This is a genomic window from Mesorhizobium sp. B2-4-15 (assembly GCF_006658505.1).
Taxonomy (GTDB): Bacteria; Pseudomonadota; Alphaproteobacteria; order Rhizobiales; family Rhizobiaceae; genus Mesorhizobium.
Window position 1 is genome coordinate 12,633 of record NZ_VFUZ01000021.1, and the last position, 17,701, is coordinate 30,333.

Annotated in this window: 13 protein-coding genes; 9 read left to right on the top strand and 4 right to left on the bottom strand. The window is 63.3% G+C overall.

What is annotated here, in order from left to right; all coding sequences use genetic code 11:
• Positions 1 to 40: 40 nt before the first annotated feature.
• A complete protein-coding gene (locus tag FJ930_RS22320) occupies positions 41 to 4,117 on the bottom strand; it encodes a peptidoglycan-binding protein (protein ID WP_141840133.1) in 4,077 nt (1,358 codons plus the stop codon).
• Positions 4,118 to 4,574: 457 nt separating this feature from the next.
• On the opposite strand from FJ930_RS22320, the gene FJ930_RS22325 reads away from it, so the two are divergent.
• The 6 genes from FJ930_RS22325 (at position 4,575) to FJ930_RS22350 (ending at position 12,524) form a co-directional block, all read left to right on the top strand.
• Positions 4,575 to 5,036 carry a MerR family DNA-binding transcriptional regulator gene (locus FJ930_RS22325; protein ID WP_140765517.1) on the top strand — a complete coding sequence of 154 codons (462 nt, stop codon included), beginning with the start codon at positions 4,575 to 4,577 and terminating at the stop codon, positions 5,034 to 5,036.
• 344 nt (positions 5,037 to 5,380) lie between these two features.
• On the top strand, positions 5,381 to 7,192 hold the full coding sequence (locus FJ930_RS22330) for an acyl-CoA dehydrogenase (protein ID WP_141840134.1): 1,812 nt from the start codon (positions 5,381 to 5,383) through the stop codon (positions 7,190 to 7,192).
• Between the two features lie 96 nt (positions 7,193 to 7,288).
• On the top strand, positions 7,289 to 8,458 hold the full coding sequence (locus FJ930_RS22335; protein ID WP_141840135.1) for an acyl-CoA dehydrogenase family protein: 1,170 nt from the start codon (positions 7,289 to 7,291) through the stop codon (positions 8,456 to 8,458).
• Between the two features lie 70 nt (positions 8,459 to 8,528).
• Positions 8,529 to 9,737: an acetyl-CoA C-acetyltransferase gene (locus FJ930_RS22340; protein ID WP_140744148.1), complete on the top strand. Its 1,209-nt coding sequence runs from the start codon at positions 8,529 to 8,531 to the stop codon at positions 9,735 to 9,737.
• Positions 9,738 to 9,750: 13 nt separating this feature from the next.
• On the top strand, positions 9,751 to 11,970 hold the full coding sequence (locus FJ930_RS22345; protein ID WP_141840136.1) for a 3-hydroxyacyl-CoA dehydrogenase NAD-binding domain-containing protein: 2,220 nt from the start codon (positions 9,751 to 9,753) through the stop codon (positions 11,968 to 11,970).
• Between the two features lie 8 nt (positions 11,971 to 11,978).
• Positions 11,979 to 12,524: a thioesterase family protein gene (locus tag FJ930_RS22350; protein ID WP_141840137.1), complete on the top strand. Its 546-nt coding sequence runs from the start codon at positions 11,979 to 11,981 to the stop codon at positions 12,522 to 12,524.
• A 181-nt stretch (positions 12,525 to 12,705) separates the two neighbouring features.
• Here FJ930_RS22350 and FJ930_RS22355 read toward each other — a convergent pair whose 3' ends face one another.
• Both FJ930_RS22355 and FJ930_RS22360 read right to left on the bottom strand, forming a co-directional pair.
• Positions 12,706 to 13,308 (bottom strand): sulfotransferase family protein, encoded by a 603-nt coding sequence (locus tag FJ930_RS22355; protein ID WP_141840138.1) that lies wholly within the window; start codon positions 13,306 to 13,308, stop codon positions 12,706 to 12,708.
• Between the two features lie 130 nt (positions 13,309 to 13,438).
• Positions 13,439 to 13,771, bottom strand: a complete 333-nt coding sequence (locus tag FJ930_RS22360; protein WP_140646725.1) for a GYD domain-containing protein — start codon at positions 13,769 to 13,771, stop codon at positions 13,439 to 13,441.
• A gap of 179 nt (positions 13,772 to 13,950) precedes the next feature.
• On the opposite strand from FJ930_RS22360, the gene FJ930_RS22365 reads away from it, so the two are divergent.
• Together FJ930_RS22365 and FJ930_RS22370 are read left to right on the top strand one after the other, a co-directional pair.
• On the top strand, positions 13,951 to 14,589 hold the full coding sequence (locus FJ930_RS22365) for a helix-turn-helix transcriptional regulator (protein WP_141840139.1): 639 nt from the start codon (positions 13,951 to 13,953) through the stop codon (positions 14,587 to 14,589).
• Positions 14,590 to 14,598: 9 nt separating this feature from the next.
• Entirely contained in the window at positions 14,599 to 15,462 is an 864-nt protein-coding gene (locus tag FJ930_RS22370) for a thermonuclease family protein (protein WP_348642205.1), read from the top strand.
• On the opposite strand, the gene FJ930_RS22375 is transcribed toward FJ930_RS22370, so the two are convergent.
• Positions 15,428 to 17,074, bottom strand: a complete 1,647-nt coding sequence (locus FJ930_RS22375; RefSeq protein ID WP_141840140.1) for a lysine--tRNA ligase — start codon at positions 17,072 to 17,074, stop codon at positions 15,428 to 15,430. The genes FJ930_RS22370 and FJ930_RS22375 overlap by 35 nt on opposite strands.
• A gap of 176 nt (positions 17,075 to 17,250) precedes the next feature.
• Between FJ930_RS22375 and FJ930_RS22380 the strand changes: the two genes are divergently transcribed.
• The gene (locus tag FJ930_RS22380) at positions 17,251 to 17,664 is read left to right on the top strand and encodes a tellurite resistance TerB family protein (protein ID WP_141840141.1); all 414 of its coding nucleotides are present in this window, start codon (positions 17,251 to 17,253) and stop codon (positions 17,662 to 17,664) included.
• Positions 17,665 to 17,701 lie beyond the last annotated feature (37 nt).

Sequence of the window (17,701 nt, forward strand, 5' to 3'; positions counted from 1 at the left end):
AATGTGTGGCAGGGGCATCGCGGAAACGACGCTTCTTCCGTTATTTGCGCGCCAGCAGTGCCCTGACCAGTTTTTCATCGACGGCACCGGTCGCCGGCAGCTTGTTGTCGGTCTGGAAAGCGATGATAGCGTTCTTGGTCTTGTCGCCCATGACGCCATCGGCGCCGCCGGCATCATAGCCGTTCTTGTTGAGGATCAGTTGGATGTTCTTGACCGCCTTCTTCATATCGATGCCGGCGGTCGTCTGCGGCGTGCCCTCCTGCCAGGATTCGGGAATGTCGGCCGAATTGGCCGCCGCGTTGAGTGGCTTGGCCTTCCACAATTCGGTCGCGGCACGGGCGCGCTCCAGCTGTTCGGGCCGCAGCGCATTGGCTATCTCGTCGCGTTTGGTAGCCGCATCCTTGTCGCCGGTCTTGGCGACCAGCGCGAACCATTTGTAGGACTCCTCGAGGTTCTGCTTCATGCCGACGCCCTTGGCGGCGAGGATGCCGAGATTGAACTGGCTGTCCTTGACGCCGAGGTCGGCGGCCTCCTGGAACCAGTGCGCGGCCGATTCATTGTCGGTCACCCCATCCGCGGCCATGGCGAACAGCACGGCCAGATTGTGCATGGCGCTGGCGTTGCCCTGCTCGGCGGCGAGCTGGTACCAGGTCTTCGACTTCTTGATGTCGCGGGCGACGCCGATGCCCTTCTCGTAGAAATTGCCGATGCGGTATTCGGCCGGCGCGAAGCCCAGTTCAGCCGACTTCTCATACCATTTGGCGGCCGCCGCCATGTCTTCCTTGACGCCGCGCGACTCCGCGTAGCGCGAGCCGATCTCGAACAGCGCCTTGGCGTCGCCGCCAGCGGCGGCATCGCGCAGCGCGGCCGGGCCGGCATCGGCCGGGATGTCGAACTTGGCCGTCGCTGGCGTCGGCGCAACGGCGGCATCCTTAGCGGGGCTGTCGTTGGTCGCCATTGGCATGGCCGGCTGCGAAGCGGTATCCGTCCCTTGCGCGCCGCTGGCGACAGCGGCCGGCGCTGAAGCCGTAGCCTCCGGGGCCATGGAAACGGGCGCGGTTGGCGCCGGAGCGGCCGAAGCCATCGCCTCGGGGGCGTTGGCGCTCGGGCCGGAAGACGTGGCCGAAGCCGCGGACGCCGCCGGCGCCGTATTCGCCATCGCGTCCGTGTCTGACGGCATGGCGAGCGCGGTCTGCGCGACCATCTCATTCTTGCTTGCCGGAACGGAGGGATCGGCTTGCCTGACGGGGCGGGCAGGCGCGCTGTCCGTTGTCGCCGGCTGGGTTTCGATCTTCGGCTGGCTCGCCATGTCGACGGATGCCGTCTGCACTGGTTGCGCGGTGATGATCGGGGTCGCGTCGTTATTTGCCACCTGGGCCGGATCCGAGAGAAACGCCTTGCCGAGCTGCAGGCCGGCAAGCGCCAGCATGATCGCTGCCGCAGCCATCAGGATCGGCTTGCGCCGCGCCTTGAGCAGGTCGCCGATTCTCAGTGCCTTCACCGGTCCTTTCATGGTCGACTGGCGCTTCAAGGCATCCGCCTCGGCTGCGGCGGCCTGGGCGGCCCGCCGGGCGGCCGCGATGAAATCCGATTTCGCGGCATCGCTTTCACTGGGCCTTGCCGGTTGCGCCCGCTCGTCGCGCACACGCTTCATGATGGCATTAAGGTCGGGTGCGCCGGAGCCGGGTTCCAGCGGGCGGTTGGCCACTTTCGGGTCGAGCGGCTCGTCGAGATCAATACTCGGGATCTCGGCGCTCGGCGCCGAGCCAGCCAGCGGCGGAACATCCGCCGTCTTCTTGCTCTTGAAGGCGCGTGCCAGCCCACCGAACAACGATTTGCGGCCAGCCGGCTGATCCTTCTCGGCGATGGTGTCGGAACCGAGTGCGGCCATGGCGGCGGCGGCGGCGGCTTCCGCCGGCGTGCGGGCGCCCGGCCCACGTGGCAGCCGCGTATCGGCATGCACCACCGGCTCGCCGGGGAAACCAGGTTCACCGCGCGATATGGCCGCGGCACGCGCGTCGAGATCGGCCAAGTCACCGCTCAGCGGCAGCGGTTCGTCAATGTTCATCGACGGCGCGTTCACGGTCATCTTGGGCCGCCGTGCGCCCCGCCAGCCGCTCGTATCCACCGGCGCGGTATCCAGGAGCTCGCTTACCGCTTCGGACGGTTCGCTGGTTTCCAGCGAACCCAGCCTGTCGACAATCTTGAGCAGCGTATCGTGGATGGCCTCGAATGTGCGCGAATTGCGCTCGTCGGAACGGCGCGTCAGACTTTCCAGTGTCTTCAGGTCCTGGGCGAGGCCTGAAACCGCCGTCGTGTTGGCGTTCGAACCGGCCAATGACCGCACCGCGTTCTCGGCTGCTTCGCGTGCCGCGCCGAGAATGGAATCGCGGGTTCCCGCCAGCGCCTTCTCGATTTCGTCGAGGCGGGGGCTGATGTCTTCGAATTCTGGCAGCGGCGTGCTGGGCTTGGACAGGTGAGCCGACAGGCCGGCGACCTGCGCCTCCAGGCTGCGGATCAGCGCCGGATCGATGCCGGCCACCTGCGCCGCCGACGCGTCCAGCCGGCTTGAAATGTCCTCGAGCCGGCTTTCCAGTCCACGGATCGCCGCTTCGCCGGCAGGATCGGGAACGCGCGTTTCCATGCGCTGGGCGAGTGCGGTGAAGCGGGCGTCGATGGCTTCCATGATGCCGGCGCTGTCGATCTGCGGAATCATGCGCTGGTCAAGCCGGTCGGCAACTTCGTCCAGCCGGCGTTCGAGATCGCGAAACAGCATGTTGCCCTGTTCGATGGCGTCGCCCTGGCGGCGTTCCATCATGCCGGACAGCACGTCGAAGCGTTGCTCCAGCCCATGGAAGATATAGTCGGCGTCCGGCATGGCCGGCGCCTGGTCGATCTTGTCGGCGATGAGCGTGATCTGTTTGGCCAGCCGTTCCATCGCCTGTTCGGGCAGGTTGGCGCGACCGGCCAATTCGTCGACCCGGTTGGACAGCGTGCTCAGGCGATCCATGACCGCGTTGCCGGGGCGGTCCTGCGCCACTTCCTCGATCTGCCGGGCGAGCGAGTCGATACGCTTCTCGATGCGCTCGAAAGCTTCATGGTCGACCGAATTGGCCTGTGCCGCGACGGTCGAGGCGACGATGGCACGGGAAATCTCGTCCAGCCGCTCGTCGATCATGGCAAGCGTGTCGCCGCCGCGATTGTCCTGCTGGCTGGCGAAGTGATCGACGGCGCCGGCAAGTGTGCGGACCTTTTCCTCCAGCGAGCGTAGCGACAGCGATTCCGGCAGGTTGTTGACGGCATTGCTGATCTGCTCCAGCCGGCCGGTCAGGGCCGCAAGGGCGGGATCGTCCGAGCGTTTGCGCTGGTCGGCATCGACCCTGTCTTCGAAAGCCGTCCAGCGGCGGTCGAAATCGTCCCAGCGGCGGTCGACCTTCTGCACGCTCTCCTCGCGCGCCAGCGTATCGAGCGCGGTCTTGACCTGCTCGAGCTCCAGCCGCAGCAGGTTGACGCTTCTGTCGTCGCTCTTTTCCGACAGCGACTTGATGGCGCCGGAAAGCCGTTCGAATTCGATGCCGAGTTCGGCGCTGCCCTTGCCCGATGCGCCGGGCCTGGCGTTCGACTGGAAGGCGCGGTCGATATCCTTGCGCAGCGCATCGAATTCGCGCTGCAGCCCTGCCGTCATCTGGTGGCGCAGCTCCTCGCGCATGCCGCGCAGTTCGCCGGCGATCTTGCCGACCATGGCGACGCTGTCTTCCTGGCCGCGGACGCGGTCGATGTCGCGGGCGATGGCCTGGTAGTTCTGGTCGAAGGAGGGGGCAGGCGCCGGATTCTGAGGGCGCGGGGCCGGCTGCGGTTCCTCGTACCAGCGCTGCTGGCCGGTTGGCTGGGCGGCTGGATAATGGGGGTCGGCGGCGGGATAGCGTGGCTCGGTCGCGGGATAGCGCGGGTCGGCGCCGTATTGGCGGGAAGCGGGACTCGCCGTCACCTCCTCGCGCGTCTGCCCCAGTCGCTGTTCCAGCGTCTCCAGCGAGCGGTTCAGTTGCTCGAGCGTGGTCTGTGGCCTGCGCTGCCTGCCGGCGTTGAGTGTATCGAGGTAGGACCGCTTGCTGTTCATCGGTGCGTCCGTCTTTCAGATTGGCCGGTTTGCGACCAGCTCTCCAAGTCCCTGCCGGAACGAAGGCGACCGCGCTTCCATGCCACGGTGGAAGACAAGCTTCCCGGGTTTCACCCGCGCTCCGAAAAACCGTGAGAAATTCGATACAGGATAAACACGGGTAGCCGACACGCGCACATTTCGCCCAACGTGGTAAACAACGCGTTAACCAAGCTTAAGAAGTTGCAAGGAAGTTGGCTGTCGCTGCCCGCAGTGCGGCATAAAGCACCGATCACAGAACGCCCTTGCGTCATGAGGCGGCTATCGGTATAGAATTGACGTAAACGTAAAGGGCGCCTTGAAGCGTGCTGTTTGCGATTTTGTTTGTCGAAACCACGGCTGGAAGCACGCCCCCGCTTCCAGTCAGGCGACGCATGGTCCGGGACCGCGACGCCACCAACGGGGAAAGCCAGTGACCATGAAGCTTATCTCGGCCGGCGAGACCGCGGCCAATACCAACAATATACCTGTCGAAGCCGGCGAGGATCTCGCCCGCATCGGCGAAATGGCCAAGAAATACGGCGTGACGCTGCGCACGCTGCGCTTCTACGAGGACAAAGGCCTGCTCAACCCGCAGCGTGACGGTTCGACCCGCCTCTACACGCGCCGCGACAAGGCCCGGCTGAAGCTGATCCTGCTCGGCCGCAAGGTCGGGTTCTCGCTGCGCGACGTCAAGCAGATGATGGACCTTTACGATCCGACCGGTTCCAACACCAAGCAGTTGCGTCTGGCGCTGGACAAGTCGGAGAAGCAGCTTGCCCGCCTGCAGAAGCAGCGGGCGCTGATCGACGACGCCATCAACGAACTGAGCGGCTCGATGACGGCGGTGCGCCAGATGTTGGCCGAACGGACCACGCCGCAGGCGAGCGTCGCCAGCTAAGGCAATTCCAGAAACGGTGTGAAGCGACTTTCCGTCCGCTTCCGATTAGCTGATCCCGACGATCAAAGCCGCGTGGCCGTGCCGCGCGGCTTTTTTGTTTTCCTTGTCAGATTTGGTTTCCTTGTCAGACCGCACCCTGACCTCGCGAGATGTTGGCCGCTGGCCGGCATCATACCGCCCCGCCAGGCTCATTGCTTCTCAGAGTGCGGAAATCTTGTCGCAGCGAAAAAATTGACGTTTACGCAAACGTCAATTTTTGCTATCCCCGGCTCCAACACGGGTCCGTATGCTGCCCTGACATGACTTCGGGGCTTCCGGACCAGGTCCGCAGGGTGGAGAAAAGCATGCCGATATACAGGGCTCCGGTCCAGGATACGCTGTTCGTACTCAACGAAGTGCTGGGCTATCAGCGCTATTCGAACCTTCCCGGATTTTCCGACGCCACGCCCGATGTGCTGGAGGCGATCCTCGCCGAGGGCGCCAAGCTCGCCGAGAACGTCATGCATCCGCTCAACCGTGTCGGCGACATGGAAGGCTGCGTGCGTCACGACGACGGCTCGGTGACGACGCCCAAGGGTTTCAAGGAAGCGTTCGGCCAGTATCGCGAAGGTGGCTGGATGGGGCTCGCGGCACCGGCCGAGTTTGGCGGCCAGGGGCTGCCCTACATGGTGCACCAGGCTGTCTCCGAATACATGGTGTCGGCCAACATGGCGCTGATGATGTATCCGGGACTGACGCAGGGCGCGATCGCCGCCATCATCACCCATGGCACTGACGAGCAGAAGGCCAAGTGGTTGCCGAAGCTGGTCGAGGGCGCGTGGACCGGAACCATGAACCTGACCGAGCCGCATTGCGGCACCGATCTTGGTTTGCTGCGCACCAAGGCAGCGCCGAATGGCGACGGCACCTACAAGCTCTCTGGTCAGAAGATCTTCATCTCGGCCGGCGAGCACGACATGTCGGACAACATCGTCCATCTGGTGCTGGCCCGCATCGAGGGCGCGCCGGAAGGCGTCAAGGGCATTTCGCTGTTCATCGTGCCGAAGCTCAAGCTCGACGCATCGGGCAATCCGGGCGAACGGAACACGCTCTCCTGCGGCTCGATCGAGGAGAAGATGGGCATCCACGGCAATTCGACCTGCGTCATGAATTATGACGAGGCTGAGGGCACACTACTCGGCGAGGTGAATGGCGGCCTGAAGGCCATGTTCACCATGATGAACGAGGCGCGGCTCGGTGTCGCCCTGCAGGGGCTGTCGATCTCCGAGGTTGCCTATCAGAATGCCGTTTCCTATGCCAAGGACCGTTTGCAGGGCCGTTCGCTGTCGGGGCCGAAGGCTCCGGACAAGAAGGCTGACCCGATCATCGTTCACCCCGATATCCGCCGCAGCCTGATGACCATGAAGGCGTTCAACGAGGCCGGCCGAGCGCTGGCGCTGTGGACGGCGATCAAGTCCGACATCGCGCATCGGTCTCCCGACGACAAGGACCGGCAGGCCGCCGAGGACTACACCGGCCTGATGACGCCGGTGGTCAAGGGCGTGTTCACCGACAAGGGCTTCGACCATGCCGTCATGGCGCAGCAGGTGTTCGGCGGCCATGGCTATATCGAAGAGCACGGCATGAGCCAGTTCGTGCGCGATGCCCGTATCGCCATGATCTATGAAGGCGCCAACGGCATCCAGGCGCTTGACCTCGTCGGCCGCAAGCTCGGCCTGAATGGCGGCCGCGCAGTGCAGGCCTTCTTCAAGGAGGTCGGCGAATTCTGCGAGGAAAACCGTGCCGACGAGAAGATGGCGCCGTTCACCAAGGCGTTGAAGAAGGGCCTCAACGATCTGCAGGCGGCGACCATGTGGCTGCTGCAGAATGGGATGGCCAAGCCCGACAATGCCGGTGCCGCCTCGACAGACTACATGCATCTCTTCGGCCTTGTGGCGCTGGGTTACATGTGGGCGCAGATGGCCAAGACGGCACAGGCCAAGACGGGCGCCAATGGTTCCCAATCTTTGCATGAAGATAAAGGGGCCTTTTACGACAACAAGGTCGTGACGGCGCGTTTCTTCATGGAGCGGATCATGCCAGAAACATCGGCGCATCTCGCCCGTATTTCGAGTGGTGCGGATACGCTGATGGCTCTCCCGGCGGAAGCGTTCTAGAAATGGCTGGCGTCCCCCTCCCCCTTGAGGGGAGGGTGGCCCAAAGGGCCGGGAGGGGTCGCGCGTGCCTGATGTGCCTGGGAGGAGTATCATCGTATGACCAACCCTGCGGAAATCCTGAACCTCCCCAAACCCGCCTGGGCGGCGGACGAGGTCGGCATGCTCTATGACATGGCCTCCCGCTTCATGGCCGAGGAGATCGCGCCGCGTTACGACGAGTTCGAGAAGAATGAGATGGTCGACCGCGAAAGCTGGCTGAAGGCCGGGGCGGCCGGCCTGCTCTGCGCCTCGATGCCGGAGGAATATGGCGGTTCCGGCGGCACCTTCGCGCATGAGAGCGCCATCATCGAGGCGATCGGCCATGTCGGCGTCGACGGTTTCGGCATCGGCCTGCACAATTCGATCGTTGCCCCTTACATCCTCCACTACGGTTCGGAAGAGCAGAAGAAGAAGTGGCTGCCGAAGCTGGCGACCGGCGAGTTGATCGGCGCCATCGCCATGACCGAGCCGGGCGCCGGCTCCGACCTGCAAGGCGTCAAGACGCGGGCCGAGAAGGACGGCAACCAATACAGGATCAATGGCTCCAAGACTTTTATCACCAACGGCCAGCTTGCCAACTTCATCATCGTCGTCACCAAGACCGACCCGGAAAAGGGCGCCAAGGGCACGTCGCTGATCGTTGTCGAGACCGACGAGGTCGAGGGCTTCCAGCGCGGTCGCAACCTCGACAAGATCGGGCTGAAGGCCAACGACACGTCGGAGTTGTTCTTCAACGACGTGCGCGTGCCGACCTCAAATCTGCTCGGCCACGAGGAGGGACAGGGTTTCATCCAGCTGATGCAGCAATTGCCGCAGGAGCGGTTGCAGATCGGAACCGGGGCGATCGCCATGATCGAGCGGGCGCTGGCGCTGACCATCGACTACGTCAAGGAGCGCAAGGCCTTCGGCAAGGCCATCATCGACTTCCAGAACACCCAGTTCAAGCTGGCCGAGCTCAAGACCGAAGCCACGATCGGCCGCGTCTTCTACAATGATTGCGTGACCCGCCACATCAATAGTGGCCTCGATCCGGTGACGGCCTCGATGGCCAAGTACTGGCTGAGCGACCTGCAGGGAAAAGTCGTCGACGAATGCCTTCAATTGCACGGTGGCTATGGCTACATGAATGAATATCCGATCGCCCGAATGTTCCGCGACGCTCGCGTCCAGCGCATCTACGGCGGCACCAACGAGATCATGAAATTGCTGATCGGACGCTCGCTCTGATGCATGTCGCCCAGAAGTAGATCGACATGCATCAGTCTGAAGCCGTTCGATAAACCCAAGGAGCAAGAGAATGAGTGACGCTTATGTCTATGACGCCGTGCGCACGCCGCGCGGCAAGGGCAAGAAGGACGGATCGCTGCATGAGGTGCCGGCGGTGCGGCTTGCCGCCAAGACGCTGGAAGCGCTGCGCGACCGCAATGGGCTGGACACAGGCACGGTCGACGACATCATCTTCGGCTGCGTCGACCCGGTCGGCGAGGCGGGTTCGGTCATTCCGCGCGCCGCCGCCTTCGAGGCCGGCTACGACACCAAGGCGCCCGGCATGCAGATTTCGCGCTTCTGCGCCTCGGGGCTTGACGCCATCAATTTCGGCGCCGCCAAGATCGCGCAAGGCGCTGACGAGATCGTCATTGCCGGCGGCGTCGAATCCATGTCGCGCGTCGGTATGGGCGCCTCCGGCGGCGCATGGTTCATGGACCCTTCGGTCGGCCTGCCCGGCTGGTTCGTGCCGCAAGGCATCTCGGCCGACCTGATCGCCACCAAATACGGCTTCAGCCGCGACGACGTCGACGCCTATGCGGTCGAGAGCCAGAAGCGCGCCGCCAAATCCTGGGCGGACGGCCGCTTCAAGAACTCGGTCATCCCGATCAAGGACCAGAACGGCCTGACCATTCTCGACCATGACGAGCACATGCGGCCTTCGACCGACATGCAGTCGCTGGCCTCGCTCAACCCGTCCTTCGTCATGCCCGGCGAAATGGGCGGCTTCGATGCCGTCGCCGTGCAGAAGCATCCGGAAGTGGAAGAGGTCAACCATGTCCACCATGCCGGCAACTCGTCCGGCATCGTCGACGGCGCGGCGGCCGTGCTGCTCGGCTCCAAGAAGGCCGGCAAGGCGATGGGCCTCAAGCCGCGCGCGCGTATCCGCACCTTCGCCAATATCGGTTCGGAGCCGGTGCTGATGCTGACCGGCCCGGTCGACGTCACCGAGAAGCTGTTGAAGCGCGCCAAGATGAAGCTGTCCGACATCGACCTGTTCGAGCTCAACGAGGCCTTCGCCTCGGTGGTGCTGCGCTACATGCAGGCATTTGACATCGATCACGACAGGATCAACGTCAATGGCGGCGCCATCGCCATGGGCCATCCGCTCGGCGCCACTGGTGCCATGATCTTCGGCACCGTGCTGGACGAACTCGAGCGCCGCGACCTGAATACCGCGCTGGTCACGCTGTGCATCGGTGCCGGCATGGGCACCGCAACGATCATTGAACGCGTCTGACGGGGAGAGAACAATGAGCTACATTAATTTCACCCTCGATATCGACGCCGACGGCATTGCGCTGGTCACCTGGAACATGCCGGACCGCTCGATGAACGTCTTCACCGAAGAGGTGATGCGCGAGTTGAACGCCATCATCGACAAGGTGGCGGGCGATGCCGCCATCAAGGGCGCGGTGATCACCTCCGGCAAGGACACTTTCTCCGGCGGCGCCGACATAACCATGCTGCAGAAGATGCTGACCACCTTCGCCGCCGAGAAGGGCAAGGATGTCGAAAAGGCCACCAAGGCGCTGTTCGAAAATGCCGGCTACATGACCGGCCTGTTCCGCAAGCTGGAAACCTCCGGCAAGCCTTGGGTTTCGGCGATCAACGGCACCTGCATGGGCGGCGCCTTCGAGATGTCGCTCGCTTGCCATGGTCGCGTCGCCGCTGATTCCGACAAGGTCAGGATGGCGCTTCCCGAAGTGAAGATCGGCATCTTCCCCGGTGCCGGTGGCACCCAGCGCGTGCCGCGGCTGACCGATCAGCAGCAGGCGTTGCAGATGCTGACCTCCGGCCAGAACCTGTCGCCGCAGAAAGCCAAATCGATGGGCCTGATCCATGAGATCGCAGAACCGGCCAAGCTGGTCGAGGTGGCCAAGGCGATGATCAGGAACGGTCTTAAGCCGGTGGCGCCGTGGGACGAGAAGGGCTTCAAGCTGCCCGGTGGCCAGATCTATTCGCCCGCCGGATTCAATCTGTGGCCGCCGGCCATCGCCATTCTGCGTCGCGAGACCTATGGCAATTATCCGGCCGCCGCCGCGATCCTGAAATGCGTCTATGAGGGCCTGCTGGTGCCGTTCGACACCGCCTTGCGGATCGAACAGCGCTATTTCACCGAGATCATGCAGACCAAGGAAGCGGCGGCGATGATCCGCTCGCTGTTCGTCTCTCTGCAGGAACTGAACAAGGGCGCGCGTCGCCCGGCCGGCGTGCCGGAAACCAAATTCAAGAAGATCGGCGTCCTCGGCGCCGGCTTCATGGGCGCCGGCATCGCCTATGTCACCGCCAAGGCCGGCATCCCGGTGGTGCTGCTCGACCGCGACATGGAGTCGGCTGAGAAGGGCAAGGCGCATTCCGAGAGCCTGGTTTCGGATCAGGTGAAAAAGGGGCGCGCCAAGCCGGAAGAGAGGGACAAGCTCTTGTCGCTGATCAAGCCCACCGCAGACTATGCCGACCTCGCGGGCTGCGACCTGGTGGTGGAAGCCGTGTTCGAGGATTCGGCGGTCAAGAAGGCGGCCACGGAACAGGCGGAAGCGGTGCTGAAGTCGTCGGCGATCTTCGCCTCCAACACGTCCACCATCCCGATCACCGCGCTGGCCAAGAATTCGGCACGGCCGAAGAATTTCATCGGCATCCACTTCTTCTCGCCGGTCGACAAGATGATGCTGGTCGAGATCATTCTCGGCAAGAAGACCGGCGACAAGGCGTTGGCGACCGCGATCGATTTCGTACGCGCCATCAAGAAGACGCCGATCGTCGTCAACGACACGCGTGGCTTCTACGTCAATCGCTGCGTGTTGCGCTACATGTCGGAAGCCTACAAGATGCTGATCGAAGGCGTGCCAGCACCAATGATCGAGAACGCCGCCAAGGCCGCCGGCATGCCGGTGGGCCCGCTGGCGCTGACCGACGAGACGGCTATCGACCTTGCCCAGAAGATCATGAAGCAGACCATCAGGGACCTCGGCGACAAGGCGGTCGACCCCAAGCAGATGGCGCTGATCAACACCATGGTCGACGATCATGGCCGCTTCGGCCGCAAGAATGGCAAGGGCTTCTACGACTATCCGGCCAAGCCCGCGAAGAAGAAGCTGTGGCCAGGTCTCAAGGACCTCTATCCGCAGATGAAGCCGGAGAAGGTCGACTATGAGGAACTGAAGGAGCGCCTGCTCGTCACCATCGCGCTGGAAGCGGCACGCGTGATGGAAGAGGGCATCGTCACCGATCCGCGCGAGGCCGATGTCGGCTCGATCCTGGCCTTCGGCTTCGCGCCTTACACCGGCGGTGCGCTGTCCTATATCGACGGCATCGGCGCCAAACGCTTCGTCAAGATCGCCAAGGGTCTGCAGAAGAAGTATGGCGCCGAGTTCAAGGCGCCCAAGCTGCTGATCGATATGGCCGAGAAGGGCGAGACCTTCTACGAACGCTTCGATCCCTACGCCAAGGGCGACGTCAAGCAAGCCGCCTGACACGAGAGATGTATGTCTGGGCGCGTATGGCGCGCATGCTGGCCACGGCGCGCAGTCGTGGCCCCTATGTCATGGGTAGCGAAAGCCGGCTGGCCTTTCGCTGCCTGCCGACCGACATCGATTTCAACGTCCATCTCAACAATGCGCGTTACATGATGCTGGCCGATCTTGGCCGCATTGACTTGTTCGTCCGCGCCGGCCGGATCGGATTGGCGGGAAAGAACGGCTGGGCGCCGATGATGGGCGGCCTGCAGGCGGTCTACGCGCGCGAGATCAGGCTGTGGCGCCGCTTCGAAGTGGTGTCTTCGATCGAGACCTGGGAGGGCAGCCAGGTCATCGGCAAGCACCGTTTCGTCCTCGACAATGGCGAGACGGCCGCCTTGATCCTGACGACCGCCGGCGTCTACGACCGCAAGGCTCGCCGCTTCCTCGACATCGAAGAGGTTGTCGCGGCGCTCGGCCGCGCCGCGGACCCGCGACCGCCGACGCAGGCGGAACGGATTTTCATGACTTCGCATCAGGGTCTGCGCGGCCTCGCCAAGGCGGCCAATTGATCACCGCAAGCCAATTTCCACGGCCGGCGGCAAGGTTCGGCGCGCTGGCGGGTAGTGTCTCAGTTTGAAATTGCCGATCACGTCGGCGGGGCGCTTCTGGCCTTAAGGTCCGGTTGGCATCTAGTGGTGAAAATCTGACGGTACCCGTGGCAAAGGAGCCGATTGGGTGGCAAGCCGCCGTTCAGCGCCCTATGCGAGCACGAAATTCGGCAGTCGAATTGGTGCGTGGAAACGGTTGGGAAGGCAACTGTACACCGAGAAAGGCACAAAGCGGCCCCCACCCTTCAGAGACTTGATAAGTGAGAAGGCGTTCAGGCGGCAACGTTGATTTCACGGTAGCGTTATGTGCTTCATAGACAGCGATTGCGTGATCACGGTCATCAAATCGACCGCCAAAGACACTGTTTCCAATCACCGCCACACCAAAGGACTGTGGATCATTGGTAGCAGCATCCATCGTGAACCCTATCGTTTGCGCCACGCTGTCATACCAGGCTTCTGGCTCACGAACTGTCAGAATAACCTTTGCATCAGGGCAGTGATCACTCAGTTCGCGCCAAAAATGCGCCGTTGGCCAATCGACCGCGGATAGATAGCCGGCATACGCGGCATCCCAACTCGGAAGTTGTCCCTGGCCAGCGGCGCGCCACAGCGCCTTCTGCTCGGGATTGGCGTGGACATCAGCCATGTGATGACACGGCCCGAACCCAAGATGCTCCAACGCGAGCTTCAGCGAATATGTGCCAGTGCGACCCATGCCCGCGCCAATGACATCCAGAGCCATGATCATCCCCTAAGGCGATTTCAATCAGTCAAAATACCGCTGTTCCTCTATTCCGCTATATGCTTGAAGGTCAGCTCCAACGTCGCCTCCGGCTGTTCGATGCCGGGTACCAAGCGTCAGATTTTCACCACTAGGCTTGTTCTCCAGGCGGTCGATATTTAATCGACGATGCCTTTTGCAGTGCTGCAAGCGTATCCTCCACGGTCAGGAGGACGGTCGTCTGGATGGAACTCAGCGCTCCGCCAGAGCCGATCGCGAGCGCCGTGGCCGCCATCGACACGTTGTCGGGAGCCTCCCACAAGTTATATCCGTCGTGCTCGCCAAAGGCGTACCAGAAGCCGTGCAGTTTTCCGCCAACCGATTCAATGTACTGCTTCGCCGCCTCTCGGCGGTCCTCTGGGTTCTTGATGAGCTTAGCCCAGGTGGCCGGCGTGTAGCTGAACCGGGTTAGGTATAATGGCATGGTCTTATCCTCCCTGTTTTCCGGTAAGCATATAGGAGGTCGCAGGCTGGCGCGACAGCGGCGTCAAGGCCGCCGGATTTCAAACTGAGACACTACCCGCCGGCGCCATCGGTGGACAAACCGGTGTTCGCGGACTAGAAGGAAAAGGCATTTTTTCCTGTCTGGAAGGAGAGCACGACATGCTCTCGCACGACCGCGTCTGGGCCGCCATCGATGCTCTTGCCGAGCGCTATTCGCTTTCGGCTTCGGGCCTGGCAAGGCGCGCCGGGCTCGATTCGACGGCCTTCAACAAGTCTAAACGTCTGTCCTCCGATGGCCGGCCGCGCTGGCCTTCGACCGAGTCGCTCGCCAAGATCATCGAGGCGACAGGTGCTTCGCTCGACGAATTCACCGGACTGATCGAAGGCCGCATTGCCGCCGCGCCCACGCGCAGGCGCTCCGTGCCGTTGCTTGGTTTCGCCCAGGCCGGCGCCGGCGGCTTCTTCGACGATGCCGGCTTTCCAGCGGGGCAGGGCTGGGATCTGGTCGAACTGCCGGCGCAGTCGACCGAAAGCTCCTATGCGCTGCAGGTGCAGGGCGATTCCATGCTGCCGCTCTACCGCAACGGCGACGTCCTCATCGTCGAGCCAGGCGCGGCCACCCGCAAGGGCGATCGCGTCGTCGTCAAGACCACGGCCGGCGAGGTGATGGCCAAGGTGCTCGAGCGCCAGACCGTCAAGTCGATTTCATTGGTCTCCCTCAATCCCGATCACCCGGACCGCGACATTCCCATGCGCGATGTCGAGTGGGTGGCGCGGATTGTCTGGGCAAGTCAGTAGGCCGGACTGGTGCGGCTCCCTCATCTCGCTTTGGCGGTTCTTATGGTCCCGGTGATGGCGGCCCTGGTCGTTGCCGGCGGCCATAAGCTGAAAGGCGGCGAAAGCGCGGTCACAGTGGATCGGATCGATCCTGGCGCCGACACGATCTCTGAGACCAGCACGGACACAATGCCTGAGGAACCGGCGACATCAGCCATTCCCGCGCCCACCGCCGCCGCTCAGCCGCCAAAGCCGGCGGCGCATTCGCGGGCGATCGACCCCGAAATTGTCGCGCCGCCGGAACTGCCGACCGGAGAGCTTGAGCGGGTCGAGCCGCGCCAGCCCTTGAGCAAGCTGGCGCTCGCCATGCCGCCCAAGCCGAAGATGCCTGACGACTGGAACGGCACGAAGCTGTTCCAGCCGGTCGCGCCGGCCGCCGGGCTGATCGAGGCGAAAGGCTATTCAGTCGCGGTTTCCGGTATCGATGTGGTCCAGCAGGACGAGACTTGCACCAGCGACGGCAAATCCTGGCCGTGCGGCATCCGTGCCCGCACGGCGTTCCGCGCCTTCCTGCGCGGCCGCGCTGTGGTTTGCCTGGTGCCGCCTGAAGGCGGACGCGACCGGATCGCGGCGGAATGCCGGATCGGCAAGCAGGATGTCGGTCAATGGCTGGTCGAAAACGGCTGGGCGCGCGCCGCAAAAGGCGGACCCTATGTCGATGCCGGCGAAAAGGCGCGCAGCAAGAGGAAGGGTATCTTCGGATCGGCGCCGAACCTTGCCGGCATGCCGGCGGAGCCCGCCGCGTCGGCCCCGGCGCCTCAGGCGCCGGGCTCGATCCTGGAAGAGGACGGTGGGGTCCTCAAACCAGCTGGCCAGCCAACGCCTTCTGAATGAGCGCGCGGGTCTCGGCGACGCCGTAGAGCGCGGCGAACGACCCGAAGCGCGGGCCGCGTTCCTGGCCGATGAGTACCTGGTAGATCATCTGGAAGAAGGCACCCGAAACGCCGGGGCCGCCTTCCGGGCTCTGCTTGGAGTGATCCTGATAGCGTTCGATCTTGCGCGCAACGTTGAGCGAGGCGTTTTGGATCGCTTCGCCGCTGGCGTCCGCCGGCAGCGCGCCAAGTGCCGCTTCCAGGGCCTCCAGCGCCTCGCGCTCGACATCGTCGGCGGCGCGAAAAGTCTTCGTCGGCTTCACGAAATCGTCGAAGTAGCGGATCGCATAACCCGTCAGCCTGTCGAGTTCGGGATGGGTCGCCGGCGTCACGCCCGGCACATGGCGCGAGATGAAACCCCACAGCACGCCCTTGCTCTGGGCATTGGAGGCGCTGACCAGGTTGAGCAGCAGCGAGAACGGCACCGGCATTTCGATGGCGGGCGGGTTGCCGTCATGCATGTGCCAGACCGGATTGCCCAGCCGTTCCTTCCAGTCCTGCCGCCGATAGGCGGCCAGGAAGGTGTAATATTCGTCCACCGCCCTCGGAATGACGTCGAAATAGAGCTTCTTCGCCTGCCGCGGCCGCTGGTACATGTAGAGCCCAAGGCTCTCGGTCGGCGCATAGGTCAGCCACTCGTCGATGGTCAGGCCGTTGCCCTTGGACTTCGATATCTTCTGGCCGTTCTCGTCCAGGAACAATTCATAGACGAAATGCTCGGGCGCCCGTCCTCCCAGTATGTTGCAGATGCGGTCATAGACCACGGCATTGGTCTGGTGGTCCTTGCCGAACATCTCGAAATCGACGCCGAGCGCTGCCCAGCGCATGCCGAAATCCGGCTTCCACTGCAGCTTCACCCTGCCGCCGGTGATCGAAAGCGTGGTTTCGGTGCCTTCATCGTCGAAGGTGATGGTGCCGGCCTTGGCGTCGACATGCTTCATGGGCACGTACAACACGCGGCCGCTCTTCGGTGAAATCGGCAGGAACGGACTGTAGGTCGCCTGCCGCTCCGGCCCGAGCGTCGGCAGCATCACGGCCATGATCTGGTCATAGCGTTCGGCGGCGCGCAGCAGCATCGCGTCGAAGCGGCCGGCCTTGTAGTATTGCGACGCGCTGGCGAATTCGTAATCGAAGCCGAACGTGTCCAGGAAGCGGCACAGCATCACGTTGTTGTGGTCGGCGAAGCTCGCATAGTCGCCGCCGAACGGATTCGGCACCGAAGACAGCGGCTTGTGCAGGTACGGCTCCAGCGCTGCGCGATCCGGCACGTTGTCGGGTATCTTGCGCATGCCGTCCATGTCGTCGGAAAAGCAGAGCAGCTTGGTGGCGACCTTGTCCTGCGTCAGCACGCGGAAGGCATGGCGCACCATCGAGGTGCGCGCCACTTCGCCGAACGTGCCGATATGCGGCAGGCCGGACGGGCCATAGCCGGTCTCGAACAGGATCGTTTCGGGAAAGTCGGCGCCTTTATAGCGCTCGATGATCTTTTTGGCTTCCTCGAACGGCCACGCCTTGCTCTCGGCCGCCGCCGCCAGCAGTTCGGGATTGAGATCGATGATGTTTGATCCCGCCATGGTCCTGTTTTCCAGTTATTGCCGGCCCAGACAAATTCGAAGACGACGGGCCGGAGCAAGGGGTTTTCAAACCGGTCTCTAGGCGCGCGTGGCCGGAGCGTCAACGATTGCGGCGCTTTTTCCTTGCGGCCCTTGGCCTCCATTCCTACCTTCGGAGCCCGTTCAAGGAGCAAAGAATGCCATCGCCGACCCCGCATGAGGCCCTGATCTACCTGATGGTCATCACCTCGGCCTCCGATCGTGACATGACCGACGTCGAACTGGCCAGGATCGGCGATGTTACCCGCTCATGGCCGGTGTTCGAGGACTTCAATCAGGACCGGCTGGTTTCCGTCGCCCAGACTTGTCAGAAGCTGTTGCATGAAAAGGGTGGTCTGGAGGGTGTCCTGGCCCAAATTGGCGAGGCCTTGCCGGAGCGCCTTCGCGACACGGCTTACGCCGCTGCTTTCGAAGTCGCCGCCATCGATCTCGAAATGCGGATGGAAGAGGTGCGGGTGCTGCAGCTGATCCGTCGTGAGCTCGATCTCGATACGCTGACCGTCGCGGCAATCGCCCGGGCGGCCAAGGCAAGGCTGCGAACGCTCACCTGACGGCAAGCATCACGGATCAGAAGAAGCTGACCGGGAC